Annotated in this window: 21 protein-coding genes; 10 read left to right on the top strand and 11 right to left on the bottom strand. The window is 66.5% G+C overall.

Annotation, left to right across the window (positions count from 1 at the left end; translation table 11 throughout):
- Positions 1-134 precede the first annotated feature (134 nt).
- From A5789_RS15560 to A5789_RS15550, 3 genes are all read right to left on the bottom strand, one after another.
- The gene (locus A5789_RS15560) at positions 135-689 is read right to left on the bottom strand and encodes an NADH-quinone oxidoreductase subunit B family protein (protein ID WP_063014745.1); all 555 of its coding nucleotides are present in this window, start codon (positions 687-689) and stop codon (positions 135-137) included.
- Between the two features lie 102 nt (positions 690-791).
- The gene (locus A5789_RS15555) at positions 792-1,172 is read right to left on the bottom strand and encodes an NADH-quinone oxidoreductase subunit A (RefSeq protein WP_030514407.1); all 381 of its coding nucleotides are present in this window, start codon (positions 1,170-1,172) and stop codon (positions 792-794) included.
- A 344-nt stretch (positions 1,173-1,516) separates the two neighbouring features.
- Positions 1,517-1,924 carry a response regulator transcription factor gene (locus A5789_RS15550; protein WP_193615508.1) on the bottom strand — a complete coding sequence of 136 codons (408 nt, stop codon included), beginning with the start codon at positions 1,922-1,924 and terminating at the stop codon, positions 1,517-1,519.
- 230 nt (positions 1,925-2,154) lie between these two features.
- Here A5789_RS15550 and A5789_RS15545 point away from each other — a divergent pair, with 230 nt between their 5' ends.
- Positions 2,155-2,583: a CBS domain-containing protein gene (locus A5789_RS15545; RefSeq protein ID WP_063014747.1), complete on the top strand. Its 429-nt coding sequence runs from the start codon at positions 2,155-2,157 to the stop codon at positions 2,581-2,583.
- A gap of 90 nt (positions 2,584-2,673) precedes the next feature.
- Here the strand turns inward: A5789_RS15545 and A5789_RS38275 are convergent, their stop codons facing one another.
- Positions 2,674-2,805, bottom strand: coding sequence for a hypothetical protein (locus A5789_RS38275; protein WP_255401990.1), 132 nt, complete (start codon positions 2,803-2,805; stop codon positions 2,674-2,676).
- Positions 2,806-3,122: 317 nt separating this feature from the next.
- Between A5789_RS38275 and A5789_RS15540 the strand changes: the two genes are divergently transcribed.
- Positions 3,123-3,515 carry a PASTA domain-containing protein gene (locus A5789_RS15540; protein WP_030514403.1) on the top strand — a complete coding sequence of 131 codons (393 nt, stop codon included), beginning with the start codon at positions 3,123-3,125 and terminating at the stop codon, positions 3,513-3,515.
- A 3-nt stretch (positions 3,516-3,518) separates the two neighbouring features.
- Here the strand turns inward: A5789_RS15540 and A5789_RS15535 are convergent, their stop codons facing one another.
- Positions 3,519-4,502 (bottom strand): aldo/keto reductase, encoded by a 984-nt coding sequence (locus A5789_RS15535; protein WP_063014749.1) that lies wholly within the window; start codon positions 4,500-4,502, stop codon positions 3,519-3,521.
- Positions 4,503-4,600: 98 nt separating this feature from the next.
- Positions 4,601-5,059 carry a MarR family winged helix-turn-helix transcriptional regulator gene (locus tag A5789_RS15530; RefSeq protein WP_030514401.1) on the bottom strand — a complete coding sequence of 153 codons (459 nt, stop codon included), beginning with the start codon at positions 5,057-5,059 and terminating at the stop codon, positions 4,601-4,603.
- A gap of 921 nt (positions 5,060-5,980) precedes the next feature.
- On the opposite strand from A5789_RS15530, the gene A5789_RS15525 reads away from it, so the two are divergent.
- Positions 5,981-8,038 (top strand): TcpD family membrane protein, encoded by a 2,058-nt coding sequence (locus tag A5789_RS15525; RefSeq protein WP_155525676.1) that lies wholly within the window; start codon positions 5,981-5,983, stop codon positions 8,036-8,038.
- Positions 8,039-8,040: 2 nt separating this feature from the next.
- On the opposite strand, the gene A5789_RS15520 is transcribed toward A5789_RS15525, so the two are convergent.
- Positions 8,041-9,036 carry a LysR family transcriptional regulator gene (locus tag A5789_RS15520; RefSeq protein ID WP_228793406.1) on the bottom strand — a complete coding sequence of 332 codons (996 nt, stop codon included), beginning with the start codon at positions 9,034-9,036 and terminating at the stop codon, positions 8,041-8,043.
- 192 nt (positions 9,037-9,228) lie between these two features.
- On the opposite strand from A5789_RS15520, the gene A5789_RS15515 reads away from it, so the two are divergent.
- The 6 genes from A5789_RS15515 (at position 9,229) to A5789_RS15490 (ending at position 15,066) form a co-directional block, all read left to right on the top strand.
- Entirely contained in the window at positions 9,229-10,671 is a 1,443-nt protein-coding gene (locus A5789_RS15515) for a form I ribulose bisphosphate carboxylase large subunit (RefSeq protein WP_062964442.1), read from the top strand.
- A 41-nt stretch (positions 10,672-10,712) separates the two neighbouring features.
- On the top strand, positions 10,713-11,135 hold the full coding sequence (locus A5789_RS15510) for a ribulose bisphosphate carboxylase small subunit (RefSeq protein WP_063014759.1): 423 nt from the start codon (positions 10,713-10,715) through the stop codon (positions 11,133-11,135).
- Between the two features lie 25 nt (positions 11,136-11,160).
- Positions 11,161-12,189 (top strand): AAA family ATPase, encoded by a 1,029-nt coding sequence (locus tag A5789_RS15505; RefSeq protein ID WP_082857043.1) that lies wholly within the window; start codon positions 11,161-11,163, stop codon positions 12,187-12,189.
- A complete protein-coding gene (locus A5789_RS15500; RefSeq protein WP_063014761.1) occupies positions 12,174-13,250 on the top strand; it encodes a class 1 fructose-bisphosphatase in 1,077 nt (358 codons plus the stop codon). The genes A5789_RS15505 and A5789_RS15500 overlap by 16 nt, the downstream gene beginning before the upstream one ends.
- A 26-nt stretch (positions 13,251-13,276) precedes the next feature.
- A complete protein-coding gene (locus A5789_RS15495; RefSeq protein WP_064907045.1) occupies positions 13,277-14,155 on the top strand; it encodes a phosphoribulokinase in 879 nt (292 codons plus the stop codon).
- A gap of 74 nt (positions 14,156-14,229) precedes the next feature.
- A complete protein-coding gene (locus A5789_RS15490; protein ID WP_156773012.1) occupies positions 14,230-15,066 on the top strand; it encodes a hypothetical protein in 837 nt (278 codons plus the stop codon).
- A 3-nt stretch (positions 15,067-15,069) separates the two neighbouring features.
- Here A5789_RS15490 and A5789_RS15485 read toward each other — a convergent pair whose 3' ends face one another.
- The 4 genes from A5789_RS15485 to A5789_RS15470 form a co-directional block, all read right to left on the bottom strand.
- On the bottom strand, positions 15,070-15,603 hold the full coding sequence (locus tag A5789_RS15485) for an OmpA family protein (protein ID WP_063910788.1): 534 nt from the start codon (positions 15,601-15,603) through the stop codon (positions 15,070-15,072).
- 38 nt (positions 15,604-15,641) lie between these two features.
- Positions 15,642-15,908, bottom strand: coding sequence for an SHOCT domain-containing protein (locus A5789_RS15480; RefSeq protein WP_063014769.1), 267 nt, complete (start codon positions 15,906-15,908; stop codon positions 15,642-15,644).
- A gap of 11 nt (positions 15,909-15,919) precedes the next feature.
- The gene (locus A5789_RS15475; RefSeq protein ID WP_063014771.1) at positions 15,920-16,384 is read right to left on the bottom strand and encodes a DUF6325 family protein; all 465 of its coding nucleotides are present in this window, start codon (positions 16,382-16,384) and stop codon (positions 15,920-15,922) included.
- A gap of 177 nt (positions 16,385-16,561) precedes the next feature.
- Positions 16,562-17,272 carry a YoaK family protein gene (locus A5789_RS15470; RefSeq protein WP_082857036.1) on the bottom strand — a complete coding sequence of 237 codons (711 nt, stop codon included), beginning with the start codon at positions 17,270-17,272 and terminating at the stop codon, positions 16,562-16,564.
- Between the two features lie 138 nt (positions 17,273-17,410).
- Between A5789_RS15470 and A5789_RS15465 the strand changes: the two genes are divergently transcribed.
- Entirely contained in the window at positions 17,411-18,514 is a 1,104-nt protein-coding gene (locus A5789_RS15465; RefSeq protein ID WP_064907084.1) for a winged helix DNA-binding domain-containing protein, read from the top strand.
- Positions 18,515-19,119: the final 605 nt, after the last annotated feature.

The raw sequence follows: 19,119 nt of genomic DNA, 5'->3' as shown, positions 1-19,119 counted from the left end.
GTCGGGGGAGGGGCCGCGCGATTCGGGTTCGATCGCCGGTTCGCCGGCCGGGCCGGAACCGCCCGCGCCGGGGGAGGATTCGGTGTCCGCGGGGCTGTCGTGCGGATCGCCGGCGCTGCGCGGTGCGTCCAGGCTCATCGCAGCAATCCCTCCATCCGGATCGTGGGGGTGGAGGCGAGCGCGGCGGCCTCGGCCGCGCGCACGGCCTCGGCGCGGTCGACACCCAGCGGCATCTGCTGGATCTTCTCGTGCAGTGTCAAGATGGCGTGCAGCAGCATCTCCGGACGCGGTGGGCAACCGGGTAGGTAGATGTCCACGGGCACAACATGATCGACACCCTGCACGATGGCGTAGTTGTTGAACATGCCGCCGGAGGAGGCGCAGACCCCCATCGCCAGCACCCATTTGGGTTCGGTCATCTGGTCGTAGACCTGGCGCAGCACCGGCGCCATCTTCTGGCTGACCCGGCCGGCGACGATCATCAGGTCCGCCTGCCGGGGGGAGGCGCGGAAGACCTCCATCCCGAAGCGGGCGCTGTCGAAGCGACCGGCTCCCGTGGCCATCATCTCGATCGCGCAGCAGGCCAGCCCGAACGTCGCGGGCCACAGCGAGCCCTTACGCAGGTATCCGGCGAACTGTTCGACCGTGCTCAGCAGGAAGCCGCTGGGCAATTTCTCCTCGAGCCCCATCTCGGATCAACTCTCACTTCCGTGTGCGAATCCTCGGTCCCGGCGGACGCCGGACGACGGGTTGGGTATGCGGTGCCGACGGGCCGAGCGGCCCGCCCGCGTTCAGTCCCAGCTCAGGCCGCCGCGCCTCCACTCGTAGGCGTAGGCAACCGAGACGTTGAGAATGAACAGCGCCATGGCCGCCAACCCGAAGACGCCGAGGGCATCGAAGTGCACCGCCCACGGATAGAGGAATACGATCTCGATGTCGAAGATGATGAACAGCATCGCGGTGAGGTAGTACTTCACCGGAAAGCGTTGTCCCGCAGCATTTCCCGGCCCGCCGGCGATGGCGTGCGGGGTGGGTTCGATACCGCATTCGTAGGCTTCGAGTTTGGCGCGGTTGTAGCGTTTGGGGCCGATCACGGCCGCCAGCAACACCGATCCCAGCGCGAACGCGGCAGCGATCGCACCGAGCACAAGAGTCGGCACCTGGGTATTCACAACGGCACAACCCCTCTCCCTCGCCGGCAACTGCCGAGGCGGGGCTGACATCGTCGTCTGCCGGGCCAGTCTCACCCCGAAGCGCAGCTCGAGCGCGAGCGCGGGACGACAGGGCAGGCAGGGCGCCATTCATATCAACAGCCACGCTCGTGTGAGCTACAGCACAGCCTACAACTGCTCTTTCTGAATACTCACGGTTCCGCCCCGGTGTTTGATCGAATTCGGAACTGTCACTTATGACCGAACCAGCGCAATGGCCTCCCCGCAGCCGGGCGCGCCGCGACCCTCGGCGCGCACGAAAACGGTCGGCCGACGAGATTGTCGGCCGACCGGGAAAGCGCTGATCAGGCGGCGGGGCGAGCGTTCAGAGCCGTGGTGACCGCCGAGGTGAGCTGGAACGGGTCCAGCGGATGCGCGACCGCCGCCTCGGCCCGGGACCACGCGGCGAGCCAGGCATCGTCGGCCCTGCCGGTCAGCACCACGATGGGCGGGCAGTCGGCGATTTCGTCCTTGAGCTGTTTGGCCAGCCCCATTCCGCCGGTGGGTGTGGCCTCACCGTCGAGAATCGCCAGGTCGATCCCGCCGTCGTCGAGCTGTTCGATCACCACCGGCGCGGTGGCGGTCTCGTGGTAGTCGAACGGCGGCAGGTCGGGATGCGGATGCTTGCCCAGCGCCAGCATCACCTGGCGACGGGTGTCGGCATCGCTGCTGTAGACGAGAACCCGCAGCGCGGGACGGTTCGCATCGGCCACGCTTGGGATGCTACGTCCATCGGATCGGCCGCGGTGGCAGCTTGGGCGGCAACGGTCCCCGCGCCGGGCGTGGCGCTCGCAGCCCGCTTCACCGCCAGGTTGATCGTGCCGATCGGAATCGTTGCTGGTCACCGCGAAGAAAACGCGCGATCCTTATAACCGGCGGCAGTTCGGTGGCAGAACTGTCCCGGCAGGGCGTAACAACGACAGGCTCGACAGGGCGGTGGACGATGCGAATTTCGGAGGTTTTGCGCAACAAGGGGGCCGATGTGGTGACGATCGCGCCGGAGGCGACGGTCGACAGATTGCTGGCGGTGCTGGCCGAACACAATGTCGGCGCGGTGGTGGTGTGTGGTGCCGGCGGCGCGTTGGACGGGATCGTCTCGGAGCGGGATGTGGTCCGCTGCCTGCACAGACAGGGTGCGCAGCTGTTGACCCGGCCGGTATCCGACATCATGACCGCGATCGTGCACACCTGCTCGCCCGAGGATCGGGTGGAGAGTTTGCGCGCGACGATGACCGAACATCGGATCCGGCATCTGCCGGTCGTCGATCACGGGCGAATGGTCGGGATCGTCAGTATCGGAGACGTGGTCAAGAGCGCGATCTCGGAGTTGCAGGACGAGCGCGAGCACCTCGAGCAATATCTGCAGGGTTGAGTGTCCGGTCCGGATCCGGCCGCACGTGCGGCCGCGACAGCACCGTGCCCGGGCCCGCCGGGACGCGGGCACGGTCGGTGCCGGTGACAATCAGGCCAGGCCCCACGCCTGCGGCAGGCTGACGATGTTCGCCGCGATCGACGTGAGGGTGTCGAGCCTCGCCACCGCATCGTGACGGCGGCCGCCGAATCCGTCATTGCCGCACGGTGATTGGATATTCACCGGTTCGTAACCACGAAAGGTTATCTGCGCGCGCCGTTTCGGAGCAGAATTCCCTCGGGCGGTTCGTTCGGAACCACGTGGTCGCCGATGCCGGCATCGGGTGTATCGGGTGGGGTTCGAGACGTGCGCTGTCCCTCGGAGCTCACCGCCCGGCGTCTGCGTTGTGGAGCGTTCCGAACGGCCGCCGACCACGTCGCATATCCGGGCGGTGATCCGGCCGATTCGATCGGTGACCGATCGCGTATTAGGGTGCGTTGCACGCGCGTCCGTTCGCTGGTCGGCGGCGCCGAACACGCCGTTCGATCCGAAGGACATTCATGCGCCGCATCGCATTCGCCGCGTCCCTGCTCGCTGTCGCCTGTACCGTCGGGGCCTGCGGCGGCTCCTCCGGCGACCAGGCGAGCGGCGCCACCGCGACATCCGCTGCGGCGCAATCGAGTTCCGTCGCAGCGGCGGCTGGCCAGGACTGCGGCGCGCAACCGTGGCCTCGTCCGCTACCCGACTTCCGCGGGAAGCCACTGGGACAGACCGTGGTCGGTGCGGCGCTGTGCTTCGACGTCACCGGTATCACCACCGCGGACGGCCGCGACGTGATGCATGATCCGGGCGCTGCGACGACCCCCTGGACGGTCACCGCACAGCAGCCGGAGGCGGGGACGCCGGTCGCCGCGGACACCCCGGTCACGCTGACGGTCGACGTCCCGCACTGATCGCTACTTGCCGGCGGCGCGGGCCAGGTGCTCGGGATACCGGGCTCCGGCGAAGGCGTCGGCCGGGGCGGCGGCCTCGATCCGCGCCAGATCCTCGGCGCTGAGCTCGATCTCGGTGGCCGCCACATTCTGCTCGAGATAGGTGCGGCGCTTGGTGCCCGGAATCGGGACCACGTCGTCACCGCGGGACTGGACCCAGGCCAGCGCCAATTGTCCTGCGGTCACGCCCTTTTCCTCCGCCATCGCACGCAGTTCGGCGACGACGGCCAGGTTGCGGTCGATGTTGTCGTCGGCGAATCGGGGCAGCGCGCGGCGCAGGTCGTCGGCGGGCAGATCGGCGGTGGAGGTGATCGAGCCGGTGAGGAAGCCGCGCCCGAGCGGGGAGAACGGCACGATTCCGATGCCGAGTTCACGGCAGGTGGGCAGAACCTCCGCTTCGATACCGCGCGTCCACAGCGACCATTCGCTCTGCAGTGCGGTCACCGGATGTACGGCGTGCGCGCGGCGGATGGTCTGCGCGGAAGCCTCGGAGATGCCGAGGTAGCGGACCTTACCCGCGGTGACCAGCTCCGACAGCGCGCCCCAGGTCTCCTCGACCGGCACATTCGGGTCGACGCGGTGCTGGTAGTACAGGTCGATGTGGTCCACGCCGAGGCGCTTCAGCGATTCGTCGCAGGACTGCGCGACGTAGGCGGCGTCGCCCCGGGCGCCCATGCTCCCGCCCTCGCCCCACACGATGCCGAATTTGGTCGCGAGGACCACCTGGTCGCGCCGACCGGCGATGGCCCGGCCCACCAACTCCTCGTTGGCGCCGGCGCCGTAGACGTTCGCGGTGTCGAGCAGGGTCACCCCGAGGTCGAGGGCGCGATGGATGGTGGCGATCGACTCCTCGTCGTTGTCGCGCACACCGTAGGCCTGGCTCATGCCCATGCAGCCGAGTCCCTGTGCGCCGACGGTCAATTCGCCGAGTTTCCTGGTCGCGATCATGCGAGCGGTCCTCCTGAGGTGCCATCGGATTGGATGGTGAGTCCCAGCGAACTCACGAGGCCGACGCTACGACTTGGAGTGCGCTCCAAGTCAAGCCGTTACCGGGAGCCGTCGTCGTCGAGCCGTGCGACGAGCACGGCCAGTGCGTCGCCGAGCGTGCGGCGCTGCTGCGGATCGATATCGTCGAGGGCGGCGGCGAAGCGCTGGATCCGGGCCGATGTGAGTCCGTTGACCAGTGATTTCGCCTGTTCGGTGACGGTCAGCAACTGAGCTCTGCCGTCGGCCGGGTCGGCGGTGCGTTCGAGGTATCCGTACTTCTCCAGACCCGACACGATGCGCGACATCGTGGGGGCGGTGACGTGTTCGGCGGCGGCCAGATCACCCAGTCGCATCGGACCGCTGCGCACCAGCGTGCCCAGTGCCGCCGCCGAACCGGGGCTCAGCGAACCCAGGTCGCCGGAGCGCCGCAGGAGCCGGGTGATCCTGCCGAGCGCGAAATACAGATCCGCCGCCTCGGCAAGTTCCTCCGCGCTGCGTGCGCGCTCCTGCTGGATCATGGGCGTTGTCGCTCCTACGCGTGTGCTGGGACCGTCGGCAGCCGCACCGTCGGCGATATCCGATTCAGTAAGTATGCCCTCCCGCTCGATCCCGACGCGTTCGGCCTGCTCATCGACGGCGCCGCGTGTTTCTTCGGCCGACCCGGCCGCGTTCCGCGCGGCGGTTGCGCACTGTTCCCGCGCGACACGCTGCCGGCCGGATCGACGGCGGACGTTCCGGGCCCGGCGTCCCAGGCCTGGAGAGTCGAAAATGCCTCGGGCACAGGGTATCTTGGACTTGAATAATGGGTTAACGGACTCAGGACGGCGATGAACACAGCGGCAAACGAACTCCGCGCGCAACACAGCGCTTCGACCACTCGAAACCCCGAGTGGGACGCCCGCGCTCGAGCTGAGCTCGCGATGTAACGTCGATCGCCGTTTCACCGCCCGGAGACGCGGTCGCCGTCGCTTGCGATGACGACGCGACTCGGGTGATCACGCCTTTCCGTCTGCGTTGCACTGGTTGTCGGCATCGCAGTCTGCAACAGCACTGATATCGAAGCCGGAACGCTGGGCTCCGTAGCCGAATTCTGTCTGCGGCGGCTCGGGTTCCGGCCGCGCGTCACCTGTGTGAACCCCCTCGACAATGCGAGCGGCGGGTAGTCCGAGCATGTAAAAAACGCCCCGAGTCGAAGGGCGGCTTTCGGCACGGCTACAACGCTGCTCTCTTACCGGAAGTTGGCACGACCGATGAGAATCGATCGCATTACCGCAGCTTCACAGCCGATGGCGAGTCCGTCGAAGCCCGGCATTTCGCCGATACGCCGCCGGCTCTTTCTTTTCCTGTTTCTCTCGGTGCTGGCCGTCCTCGCACCGCCTGGCATGATCGGAATGGCGCGGGCGCAACCCGGTACCGATACCGGAGACGACAGTTCGTCCGTGGATGCCGTCAGTTGGATGCAGATACACGATTCCACCGGGGCCCCGCTGGCGAACTATCAATTCGCCACGAAAGACCCCGGAATACTGCATCCCGGCACCACGGTGTTGTGGGCGGCTCTCGGGTTCGAACTGATCCTGTACGTCGTCATCATGACGACCGCCATATGGCTCATCGGCATGGCCCTCAGCTTCAAATGGCTGGATATGCTGGCAAACCCGCTGCGCGGGCTGGCCTCCGCACTCACCGAACAGCTGGCGACTCCGATGATGCTCGTCACCGCGGCAACCATCGGCGCACTCGTCGTGGCCTGGTTCGTCGTGCGCGGATTCCATTCCAAAGCCACGTCACAAGCGGTAACGATGATTCTCATCGGCATAGCCGGACCGTTCTTCCTGGCGAACCCGCTGGCCGATGTCCTCTCCTCCGACGGACTGATGGCCCAGGGCCGCGACCTCGGCATTGCCGTGGTAGCAGGCCTGCAAGGCCGATCCATGCCCGCGGCCGGTGAATTTGTGAAGAACATCCAGAGCGGCCTGGCGGACAACTTGGTACGCAAGCCGGTGCAGGTATGGAATTTCGGACATGTCATCGACGGCAATTCCGCGTGCCGGAACGCGTGGACCGCCGGAATCACGGCCGGCAGCAAGAATCTGCTGCACTCGGGCCTGGAGAACTGTCATGACATGGATGCGATCCACCGCATCGATCATCCGACGATGTCGCAGGTCGGTACCGGCCTGGTGCTGATCCTCTGCGGCTTGATAACAATCCTGTTCGGCGTCTACATGGCCCTCAAAATCATGCGCACGGCGTTCGACGCCATTTACTACGCGTTCATGACGATATTCGGGTTCGCCGCGGGCGGATTCATATACGGACCCACCCAGACGCACCTGGTGCGAAGTCTCGTGCATTCCTTCGTGTCCGGATTCAAAATGGTGGCCTTCATTATATTTCTCGGGATATACCTCGTCCTTCTCGGCGGCCTGTTCGACCAGGCGCAGGGCCAGGTGTTCGCGGTTCTGATAATCGTCGTGTGTGTCGAGATCATCGCGATCACGCAGCTGCGCCGCCTCGATTTCAACCTGGACAGAGGAAACGACTGGATCGCCAACCGATTCGCACTCGCGACCCAGGGTGGCTTCGCCACGGGGGCCGGGGGAAAGACCGCCCTCGGCATGCCCGGTGGCGGATCCGGCGGGCATTCTCCGACGAAGCTTTTGACCACCGTGGCGGCCCTGAACACCTTGAACTCGTCACCGATCGCCGCCTGGGCCGCCGGGCGCACCATGGGACCGCTGAATCCGTTCGCGCTACGGCGCAAGCGCGCGGATCTGGCGAATATGGACAGCGCGCCCCTGAACCGCGAGGGTGCGCAATGGCTCCAGCTGAACCGGCTGAACTGGCGCGAGAAGGCGCTCGCGCGCGCCGGCGGCGACGGTTTGGAGTCGACCCTCGGCGTGGCCAACGCGCTGGACGGGTTGACCGACAGCCGGGTGCCGGATCTGTACCTCGCTCCCACCCTTTTGGCGACCGGAGCCACCGATCAGGGAGTCATCGACGCGCTGCGGGCATTGGCCGTGCAGAAGGCGAGTCTCCGGGACGCGTCGCCGTACGGGTTCGCCCCGCTGCAAAAGGCGCTCGCCGCGTCGATGGCCGTCGACAACCACGTCGGCGATCGCGCGCACGAGGCCTTCTCCGCGCAGGCGGTGGTGGCCGCGGCCAACTTCAGGCGCCACGCCAACGCTCCCGAGGACGGCGCCGCGATCGATCACAATTTCGTGCGGCTGGTCGAGCGATCCTGGGACTCCGAGACGGCGATACGCCGGATCACTCCGGACCAGTGGAACAATGCCGGTCGCGACACCCGCTACTACATCGGCAACCGACTGGCCGAGAACCACCTGGCGATCGCGGAGAGATATCACCGGTCGGTGGTGACCAACGACCCCGCGTTGGAGCAGCACAGGCGCCAGTTGCGGGAATCCGCACGCCGGATCACCAATCTGCACCATCTCAAGCCCGAGATGGGCGCCGATCCCTGGCAGCCGTGACGCTACGGCTCCGGCCGTGGAGACACTTCCGGTCCGGTGCCGGGGCGTCGCGTGGCCGGATGACGCTTCGGGGCCGGTTCGGGGGCGGCGGAGGTGGTCGGCAAGGGGCCGGCGGGGTGGTCGGTGGTCGGGTGGAAGGCGTGGTCACCCACCCGGGCGGGATCGACCATATGCGCGACGAACAGGCGCGCCGCCGGAGTCGGGGTGCCGGTCGTCACCGCATGCCACGGCCGGTCCAGCGGTGTTCCCTCGACCGGCACGACGACCAGATTGCCTTGCGCCACATCGGCTTCCACCGCGTCGCTGTGAATCAGCGTGATCCCCAGCCCTTCCCGGGCGGCGGCGAGGACGGCGCCGTGGGTGCCGAGGGTGAGGGCGGGTGGGCGGATCTGCAGCCGATCCAGCAGGGCCAATGTGGTGTCCCTGGTGCCCGAGCCGGGGCCGCGCAACAGCCAGGTCGTGGTGCGCGGATCGTGGGATCGTCCCGGCGCTCCCACCACGACCAGGCGGCTGGGCCGGCGCGCCCGCACCACCAGTCCGGTGTCGCGCGGCGGACGCCCGGCGATCACGAGATCGGTTTCGTGGTGCTGTAATTCGATGAACAGCAGATCGCGCGGGTGGATCGACAGACCCAGTTCGATCTCGGGGTAGCGGTCGCGAAACGACACCAGCAGCCGCAGCAGTACGTATTCCCCGGCGGTCGCCACCACCCCGATACGCAACCGCCCCGTTTCGGCGCGGCGGACCGCGGCATGCGCCTCTTTCATCAAACCCAGGATGCTGCGGCAGTATTCGGCATAGACCCGCCCCGCCTCGGTGAGTGCGATACCGCGTCCGGATTTCGCGATCAGTTTCGCGCCGAGCTGCTTTTCGATATGTGCCACCGCCGCCGATGCGGCCGCCTCGGTGATGTGCAGTTGCGCAGCGGCGCGCCGAATGCTGTTGTGCCGGGCCACAGCCAGGAACGTTTCCATTCGGACCGCACTCACCGTTCCCATCTACAGACGGTAGCAAACTCAACGATTCGGTTGAGCGAGACCGGAAACAATCGAATTGTCCTCGCCGGGCGGTGCCCGCATCCTGAATCTGCGCACTCGCCGCAGCATCCCAAGAGGTGTCGCAGGTGAGATTCGCGCAGCGGCTCGCGACGCCGACCGGGTGCGGGTGTCCCGCAAAATACAGGAGGACCGATGACCGACGAATCGACTCGTGACCGCTGGGATCCGGGCGTGCACTCGTATGCGTCGATGGGCTATTACGACGCGGACTATCAACCGTGCGATACCGATGTGCTGGCGGTGTTCCGGGTGACGCCGCAACCGGGGGTGGACCCGATCGAGGCGGCAGCTGCCGTGGCCGGCGAATCCTCCACTGCCACATGGACTGTCGTGTGGACCGACCGGCTCACCGCGCACGACCGCTACCGGGCCAAATGCTATCGGGTCGAGGAGGTACCGGGGCGGCCGGGAGAGTATTTCGCCTATATCGCCTATGATCTGGACCTTTTCGAAGAGGGCTCGATCACCAATCTCACGTCCTCGGTGATCGGCAATGTCTTCGGTTTCAAACCGCTCCAGGCATTGCGGCTCGAGGACATGCGTATTCCGGTGGCCTATGTCAAGACCTTTCAGGGACCGCCGCACGGAATCGTTATGGAACGGGAATATCTGAACAAGTACGGCCGGCCGTTGCTGGGGGCGACCGTGAAGCCGAAACTCGGCCTCTCGGCGCGCAACTACGGACGGGTGGTGTACGAGGCATGTAAGGGCGGCCTCGATTTCACCAAGGACGACGAGAACATCAACTCGCAGCCGTTCATGCGATGGCGCGATCGCTATCTGTTCGCCATGGAGGGCGTGAACCGTGCGACTGCGGAAACGGGAGAATTGAAGGGTCATTATCTCAATATCACGGCCGCCACGATGGAGGATATGTACGAGCGCGCGGAGTTCGCGAAATCGCTCGGCAGCGTGATCGTGATGATGGACCTCACCGTCGGCTACACGGCGATGCAGTCGATGTCGAAGTGGGCGCGGCGCAACGGCATGCTGTTGCATCTGCACCGGGCCGGGCATTCGACGTTCACCCGGCAGAAGACCCACGGTGTCAGCTTCCGGGTGCTGGCGAAATGGTGCCGCCTCATCGGCGTGGATCACCTGCACGCCGGCACCGTCATCGGCAAGCTCGAGGGGGACCCGCACACGGTGAAGGGTTTCTACGATACGTTGCGCGACAACCACATTCCGGCCAATCCACGCAACGGCATCTTCTTCGACCAGGACTGGGCGAGTCTGCCCGGAGTGATGCCGGTGGCATCGGGCGGAATCCACGCGGGACAGATGCATCAACTGCTGGATCTGTTCGGCGACGACGCGATCCTGCAGTTCGGCGGCGGCACCATCGGCCACCCGATGGGTATCGCCGCGGGCGCGGAGGCCAACCGGGTCGCCCTGGAGGCAATGGTCAAGGCGCGCAACGAAGGTCGCGATCTGCTGAAGGAGGGGCCCGACGCCCTGCGCGCCGCCGCGAGGATCTGTCCGTCACTGGACGTCGCGCTCGCGACCTGGGGCGATGTCACCTTCGACTACACCTCCACCGACGCCCCCGACGCGGTACCGACGGTCACCGCCTGACCGCCCGGCCCGATCGACCCGACGACACACAAGGAGACGCAATGCATCTGCGTCAAGGGACGTTCTCCCATCTGCCCGACCTGACCGATACCGAAATCGGCGCTCAGATCCGCTATGCGCTGCTCAACAACTGGCCCGTCTCGATCGAGTACACCGACGATCCGCATCCACGCAACGTCTACTGGGAGATGTGGGGGTTGCCGCTGTTCGACCTCGACGAACCCGACGGTGTGCTCGCCGAGGTGAACGCCTGCCGTTCGACGTTCCCGCACCACTACATCCGCGTCAACGCCTACGACGCGAGTTACGGCAGGCAGACGACCGCACTGAGTTTCCTGGTGCAGCGGCCCGCCGACGAACCGGGCTTCCTGGTGGTACGCACCGAGACCGAGGATCGCCGGCAGCACTACGGCCTGCGGTCCTACGCCACCGACGTGCCCGCGGGCGCGCGCTACCGGGACTGAGGCGATGGTGGACGGGAGGCCGGCGATGTCCGGCGGCACACCGGGCAGCGGATCGGGATTCCGGATGTACCGGCCCGGGGCGAGCGGTGCGGGTGCGAATCACATCGAGCCGCCCGCGGATCCCGACCCGTCGGAAATCACGCTGGCCGACGACGCGACCGTCGATCTGTCGACGGATCTGGCCGGTAAGAACGTCGAGGACACCCTGGCCCGCCTCGATGCGGAACTGATCGGGCTGGCCACGGTCAAGCAGCGGGTGCGCGAGATCGCGGCGTTGCTGCTGATCGACCGGGCCCGGCAGCGGTTCGGATTGCAGGCCGACCGTCCCACCATGCATATGAGTTTCACCGGCGGTCCCGGCACCGGGAAGACGACGGTCGCCCTGCGGATGGCGGAGATGCTGCACGCCCTCGGCTACATCCGGAAACCGAAGGTGCACACGGTGACCCGCGACGACCTGGTGGGCCAGTTCATCGGCCACACCGCCCCCAAGACCAAGGAAGCACTGGCCAAAGCGGCGGGGGGAGTGCTGTTCATCGACGAGGCCTACTACCTGTTCCGGCCGGAGAACGAACGGGACTACGGACAGGAGGTCATCGAGATCCTGCTGCAGGAGATGGAGACCGAACGTTCCAGCCTGGTGGTGATCTTCGCCGGATATCCGGACCGGATGGAGACGTTCTTCTCCGCGAATCCCGGTCTGTCCTCGCGCGTGGCCCACCACATCGAATTCCCGGACTACACGCGCGAGGAACTGCTGGCGATCGCGGAAGTGATGGTGGCACAGCAGAATTTCCGGTTCGGCGATTCGGCGGCAGCGGCCTTCGACGACTACCTGGATGCGCGGATGGCGCGGCCGCGGTTCGCGAATGCGCGCAGTGTCCGCAACGCCGTGGACCGGTGCCGGCTGCGCCAGGCCAATCGGCTCGTGCAGGAGCATCGCCCGCTCGGCAAGGCCGATCTGATGACGTTGACGGCCGAAGACATCTACGGCAGCAGCGTTTTCGGCGATGGTGCGCGTGCCGCGGAGGAGGTGGCATGCCCGACGGAATGAAAACCCTCACCCGCTACACGATCGAACAGGAACATCGGCATCCCGGTTCTTCCGGGGAATTCTCCGCGCTGCTCAATGTGGTGTCCACCGCGGCGAAGATCATCGCCAATCAGGTGACCCGCGGTCGCATCGTGGGCGCGCTCGGCGCAACCGACGGCACGGATCCGCCGGTGAGCCTGCATCGGCGCATGGACGCCATCGCCAACGACATCATGGTGGAGCAATCCGAATCGAGCGGGCCGTTGTCGGCGCTGCTGTCGGAACAGATGAACGGATTCCATCCGGTGCCGGGGGAGGTGCGCCGAGGCAAATACATGCTGGCCTTCGATCCCCTGGACGGCTCCTCGAATATCGACGTGAACCTGCCGGTCGGCACGATATTCAGTGTGCTGCGCGCACCGGAGGACGGGCGGGCGCCGCAGGCGGCGGATTTTCTGCAACCGGGCGTACGGCAGGTGTGCGCGGGATTCACGCTGTACGGCCCGGCGACGATGCTGGTTCTCACCACCGGCAGCGGAGTCGACGGATTCACTCTCGATCGGGAGATCGGCGCCTTCGTCCTCACTCATCCCCGCATGCGCATTCCGGAGGACACCTCGGGATTCGCGATCAATGCCGCCAACGAGCGGTTCTGGCAGCGCCCGGTGCGGCGTTATGTGCACGAATGTCTCGACGGGGTGGAGGGGCCGCGGTCGCGCGACTTCAATATGCGCTGGGTGGCGTCGCTGGTCGCCGACGCCTTCCATATCCTCACCCGCGGCGGGGTCTACCTGTATCCGTACGACACCCGCGATCCCGGCCGGCCGGGGCGGGTCTCGCTGCTCTACGGCGCCAATCCCATCGCCTTTGTCATCGAACAGGCCGGCGGTGCCGCGACCACCGGCCACGAGCGGGTGCTCGAGGTGATTCCCGAGCACCTGCATCAGCAGATCCCGCTGGTTTTCGGATCGCTCAACGAGGTGCGCCGGATCGAGCGCTATCACCGTGAACCCGATGCCGGGCCACCGTTCGACGCGTCGTTGTTCGGCACCCGCACCCTGTTCCGACCGGCGCGCCATTGAACGCCGGCTGATCGAATCGAGACGTCATGTCGCGCAAGCATCCCGTGGTCGCCATTACCGGTTCCTCCGGCGCTGGAACGACCAGTGTCACCCGGACCTTCCAGGAGATCTTCCGGCGGGAGGGCATCAATGCCGCGATCGTGGAGGGGGATTCGTTCCATCGCTACGATCGCGGCCAAATGCAGGCGGCGATGGCCGAGGCCGAAGCCGATCTGAACCTGCATTTCTCGCATTTCGGCCCGGAGGCCAATCTGCTCACCGAACTGGAAAGCCTCTTTCGCGATTACGGCCAGTCCGGCGTCGGCCTGGTACGCAAATATCTGCACGACGAGACCGAGGCCAAACCCTTCGGACTGGAACCGGGCACGTTCACGCCGTGGGAGGAACTCGCCCCCGGCAGCGACCTGCTGTTCTACGAGGGGTTGCACGGCGCCGCGGTCACCGGCACCGTCGATGTGGCGCGTTACGCGGATCTGCTGGTGGGTGTGGTGCCCATCGTGAACCTGGAATGGATTCAGAAGGTCATTCGTGATAAGACCGAGCGAGGCTATTCCAGCGAGGCGGTGATCGATACGATCCTGCGGCGCATGCCCGACTACGTGAAGTACATCTGCCCGCAGTTCTCGCGCACGTACGTCAATTTTCAACGGGTGCCGACCGTGGACACCTCGAATCCGTTCACCGCCCGCAGCATTCCGACCGCCGACGAGAGTTTCGTCGTGATCCGTTTCGCCGATCCGAAGGTGATCGATTTCCCGTATCTGCTGTCGATGCTGCACGATTCGTTCATGTCGCGCCCGAACTGCATCGTGGTGCCGGGCGGCAAGATGGATCTGGCGATGCAGCTGATCTTCACCCCGCTCATTCTGCGGTTGATGGACAAGCGACCCGGCCCGCGCGCATAACCCGGCCACGAATATCGTTGTTTCGGCGCTCGCGCACACGCATCGGCCGGAGTTGAATCGACGCTATGTGGTCGATGAATCTGAGCGCCACGACGGCCGTGGCGCGCCGGGGTTCACCGGGTTCCTGGTCCGGGCCGCTCCGGCAGGTGATCGGCGAATTCGCCGATATCGAAATCGTGGATCGATCGATGACGCTGGCGGCCAAGATCTTCACCTGCGTGCTGCCCGTGATCATCGCCGGGTCCGTCTTCTCCCAGCTGGATCTCGCGACCCGCGCGATCGACGACCAGCTGGGCCTGGACCGGGCGACGTTCCGGTCCGCCTTCGGTGTCGTCGCGGCAAGCGATCCGACATTCGCCGCGTTCGGGGTCGTCGGGTTGCTGATGGTCGTGATCAGCGGCGCCTCGTTCGCCAAAACCCTCGCCCGGATCTACGGCAAGCTGTGGGATGTGCCGGCGATCGGTTTGCGCGATGCCTGGCGTTGGCCGGTGGTCCTGCTCGTCGTCGCATTCTCGGCGGCGACCATCGGGGCCGTGCGCGAACTCGCCGGACTGCGCTACTTCGGGCTGCCTCTCACCGTCGGCGGCGAGTTGCTGGTGTGGATGATCGTGTGGACGCTCTGCGCGTACCTGCTCACGCTGGGCAAGCTGCGCGGGCCGGCACTGTGGACGACCGGGGCCCTGACAGCTGTCGGACTGACGGCGGTCCGGGCGGCGGGACGTCTGGTACTGCCGAAGATCACGGCGTCCGCGCAGGCCAAGTTCGGGCTGCTGGGCCCGGTGTTCACCGCCATCAGTTGGCTTTTCGTGCTGTCGTTGGTGGTGGTCGGGGCGGCGACGATCACCAAGGTGCTGATGCCCGGCCCGACGCGCACGGAGGCGGAGGGCGGCGAGCCGGACGCCGAACGGTGACCGCTATTTCATGGTGACGGAGATCGTCGCCTGATCGATCTGCACGTTCGACTCGATCGGATTGCCCTCCGCGTGGACGGAGATGCGCCCCTTGTCGATCCCCTCGTTCTGCAGGGCCGTGGCGACGTTGTTGCCCCGCGCCTCGGCGAGCGAGTCGGCCGCCCCGGAGTTCGAGTCGACGGCGTAGGTTTCGATCTTCACCGCGGTGTCGTTGCCTTTGAGCGGAAGCGCCACCGCTTTGATCGTGGCGACGTCGGTCGGGCTCAGATCGGAGCTGCCCTTGTCGAAGGTGATCGGCGCCGCGGACAGGACGCTGTTGATCGCGTTCTGCACCGCCTGCTGCGCGGAGTTGAGGGCCGAGCCGACCACCGACGAGGCCGTGGTGGCGAGACTGCTTCGCATATCGGTGTGCTCGCCGTGCTCCGTGGTCGTGGTGACCGTGGCCGGACTGCTGTTGTTGTCCGAGGAACATGCGGCGATCGGAATCAGCGCTGCCGCACCGGTCGCCAGCACTGCTACCGCCTTGACGAGTTTCATGCTGCTTCTCCTGATCTCCGTGTGGTGGCGCCCGGTGGTCACGACGCGAGAATGCGCGCCTTCTCCGATTCGAATTCCTGCTCGGTGAGCACCCCCTGGGCTTTCAACTCGCCCAATTGCTTCAGGGCGGCGATGCGGTCGGTGCCCCCGCCGCTCGGTGCGGGCGGCGGCGGTTGTTGCTGGTACTGATACTCCTCCTGTGCGGCCCAGCGCTGGCCCTGACGGCGCGACACGCGATTGGATACGGCCGTGGCCGTTCCGGCGACCACCGCGGTGCGGGCGACGCCACGAAGTAGTCCGGGCATGCTGCTTCTCCTTAGGTATCAGCCTCGAGTTTGTCGAGGGTCGAGAGGATGGCCTGCACCGGAATGCGACCGGACGCGACGAGTTCGGCGCCGTTGCGCCGCAACGCGACCGCCAGTGGGGCCGCCCACGCGTTCTCGTAGAGGAGGACCGCGGCCGAATGGCCGGGCTCCAAGGCGTTACCGGCTTCGCGCAGATCACCCTCGTCGAGCAACCCGGTCGCCGCCTCGGCGAACAGGGTCACATCCAGGTCTCCGGTCAACCCGACATCGGCGATGTCGATCCCGGTCAGCGAACCGTCGGCATCCTTGTGCACGAAGGCCAGATCCAGGACTCGGATGACACCGCGGTCCACCAGATCTCGCAGCAGCGGCAACGCCGATCCGTCCGGTTGCCGGTCGGCGGGAAACTCGATGACGAGATAGTCGATCGGACCCATCTCGTCGATATCGGCAGCAGTGTTCACCGGATACCTCATTTCTCCGACGCCTGACCCTCTGATACGAACCCTCTGAGACCTACCTCCACCGCAACCCAGGTCCGGGCGGGTCGGCGACAGCGCGAACGCGGCCGGCGAGACGACCTGACATCTATGATTCGGTGCCGCCGGTCGCGCAGATACCACGGCCGCGCCCGTTACTCGCAGGAGCGCGCGTCAGTCCGACGAGGGATGGCGCTGCACCCAGCTGAGGTCCGCGCGCCAGGTGTAGGCGGCCACGATCGCGGAGGCGATGACGGCGGTGTAGAGCATGTCGCCGCCCTCGACGACCAGCGAGACCAGACCGCCGATCAAGGCGCCGGCGGCGAACGACAGCCACTGCACCGCGTAGCCCAGCCATTCACGATGGGTGCCGCCGGCCATATGCCGCTCCACGCCCTGAGCGAATTTCACCAGGGTTCCGGTGACGTAGGTGACCGGGATCGACACCTCGCCCTTCTTGACGAACGAGGTGTTCAGCGACCCCATCGCGAACGAGACGAGCAGGATCGGCACCAGTCCGAGATCGGAGTCGTGCCGGTAGAGAATCGTGTCGAGGACGGCGGCCGCGGTGAGGGCGGCGGTGGCGAGCATGGTCGCGCCGTGCGGATGATTGCGCCACCAGTGCCGGCGGCAGATCGAGGCCACCAGGACGCCGGCGAGAAAGAACACGATCAGGGCGAAGGCGCCGGCCGCGAGGGTGTAGTCGCCGAGAAATCCGCCGATGACGGCACGCTCGGTGTTGCCGGTCATGAACGTGACGAAATAGCCCTCGGAGTGGGTGTAGGCGGCCGCGCCCACGAATCCGGCCAGGATCAGCAGTGCCGAGGCGAGCCGGGTCTCCAGCGTCCAGAACGGCTCGGGGGAGTCTTCGGATTTAGGAGTCACGGCAACAGACTAGCAATACATGCACAAACACGCATGAATTGCCCTCGAGGTGTGCGAGGCGTCACGCCTCCGTGGTTGTCGGTGGCGAGCCGTAAGGTGAGCGCGCGGATCGGCGGGTGTGCGGACGTGGGAGGTGCGGTGAAGGTCACATGGGGTCAGGTGTTCGCGTGGCGATTGCGGCGAGGCTTCGTCGAAGCGCGTGACGGCGGGGATGCGGTCGCGGTGGCGCGGCGACTGGCCGGGGTGCAGGCGCAGGTGACGTCCGCCGCGGAGACCGCGGTGGCCGTGCGGCGCGGGGGAGCACCCGGAGAGCTCGTCCGTGCTCTCGACGCCGGCGAGCTGCTGAAGACGTGGGCGATGCGCGGCACGCTGCACGCGATGACACCCGAGACCGCGGCCGCCGCACTGGCTCTGATCGCCTCGGCGCGCACCTGGGAGAAGCCCGCGTGGCAACGCAATTTCGGCGCCGACCCCGGGGAAGTGAAGGCGCTGACCGACGCGGTCGCCGAACTGCTCGACGGCGGCGCCGTGCTGAGCCGGACGGAACTGGTCGACGAACTGGTACGTGACCGCCGCTTCGCGGCGATGGGTGAGCAGTTGCGGTCCGGCTGGGGCGCGCTGTTGAAACCGCTGGCCTGGCAGGGGGTGCTATGTTACGGGCCCGCTCGCGGATCATCGGTGACCTTCACCGCCCCGGCGCATGCGGTGAGCGATTGGAGCGGCCTGCCGCCCACCGACATCGCGGCGTCACGCCTGATCCACGCCTATCTCGGCGCCTACGGTCCGGGCACGCCGGAGGCGTTCAACGCCTGGCTCATCCGCGGCGTGTTGCGCAAAACCACTGTGCGCCAATGGTTCTCCGATCTGGGATCCGAACTCACCGAATTCGATGTCGAGGGCCGCCGGACCTGGATCCGCACCGAGGACGCCGCCGATCTGGCCGCCACCACTCCCACCGACAGCGTCCGCCTGCTCGGTCCCTTCGACCAATACGTTCTCGGCCCCGGCACCACGGATCCGGTCCTCCTCCCTCCGGCCCATCGCACGAAGGTCAGCCGGACCGCCGGCTGGATCTCGCCCCTGGTCCTCGTCGGTGGCCGGATCGCCGGAACGTGGGAAACCATCGACAACACCCTCACCGTGAGCATGTTCGACGACGAACATGTCGACTCGGAGCTACTCCGGGCCGAAGCCGTCCATCTCGCCCGCGCCACCGGCCGCGACCAACTGAACCTGGGCTGAGCTCTTCGAGAGCTGCTCCCGCTGCCGGTCGGCCAGCGCTGCATCGGCACGACTTGGGGTCCCAGTAGCAATCGCCGAAAAAACAACGGATATGGAAAAGACGCAGCTCAGCGTCGGCGGTCGGTTGTGGTGGGCGGCGGCGGGTGCGGGGTTCGGCGCCTTTGGACTTCACCGGGGCGTGTCGGCCCGTCTGGTCCAGGTCTTCGATGTTGAGCTGGAGTAGTTCCTCTGCGCGAGCGCACCAGTGCAGCCATTTGCCGACCGCGGCGCGCCGGGAGTTCCAGGGCGCGTGAGCGCCCGATCGGGCCGGGCTCGTCGAGGGCGTCGACGGTCTTGACGATCGCGATGGCGTAGGCGCGACGGGTGTTGGGCGATCCGATTGTGTCCAGGAACGCCTCGGCCGCGCAGAGTCCGTGCCGGCGGGTTCGCAGCCGGGTCACCTTCGCCGCCATCACCCCGCCTTCGCCTGGGTTGCCCCGGATAACAGCCCGTTATCCGGGGTATAGCATGCATTCGGGCGACGCTGTTGAAGCCGCAGGCATGAGCAGATATCCGTCGAAGGTGCGACCGAGTTGACCGGGACAGCACACGTCTTGCCACCAAGT

Origin of the sequence: Nocardia sp. 852002-51101_SCH5132738 (assembly GCF_001665695.1) — a bacterium.
In the GTDB taxonomy this organism is placed as follows: domain Bacteria; phylum Actinomycetota; class Actinomycetes; order Mycobacteriales; family Mycobacteriaceae; genus Nocardia; species Nocardia nova.
This window is presented reverse-complemented; position numbering and strand designations above follow the sequence as displayed.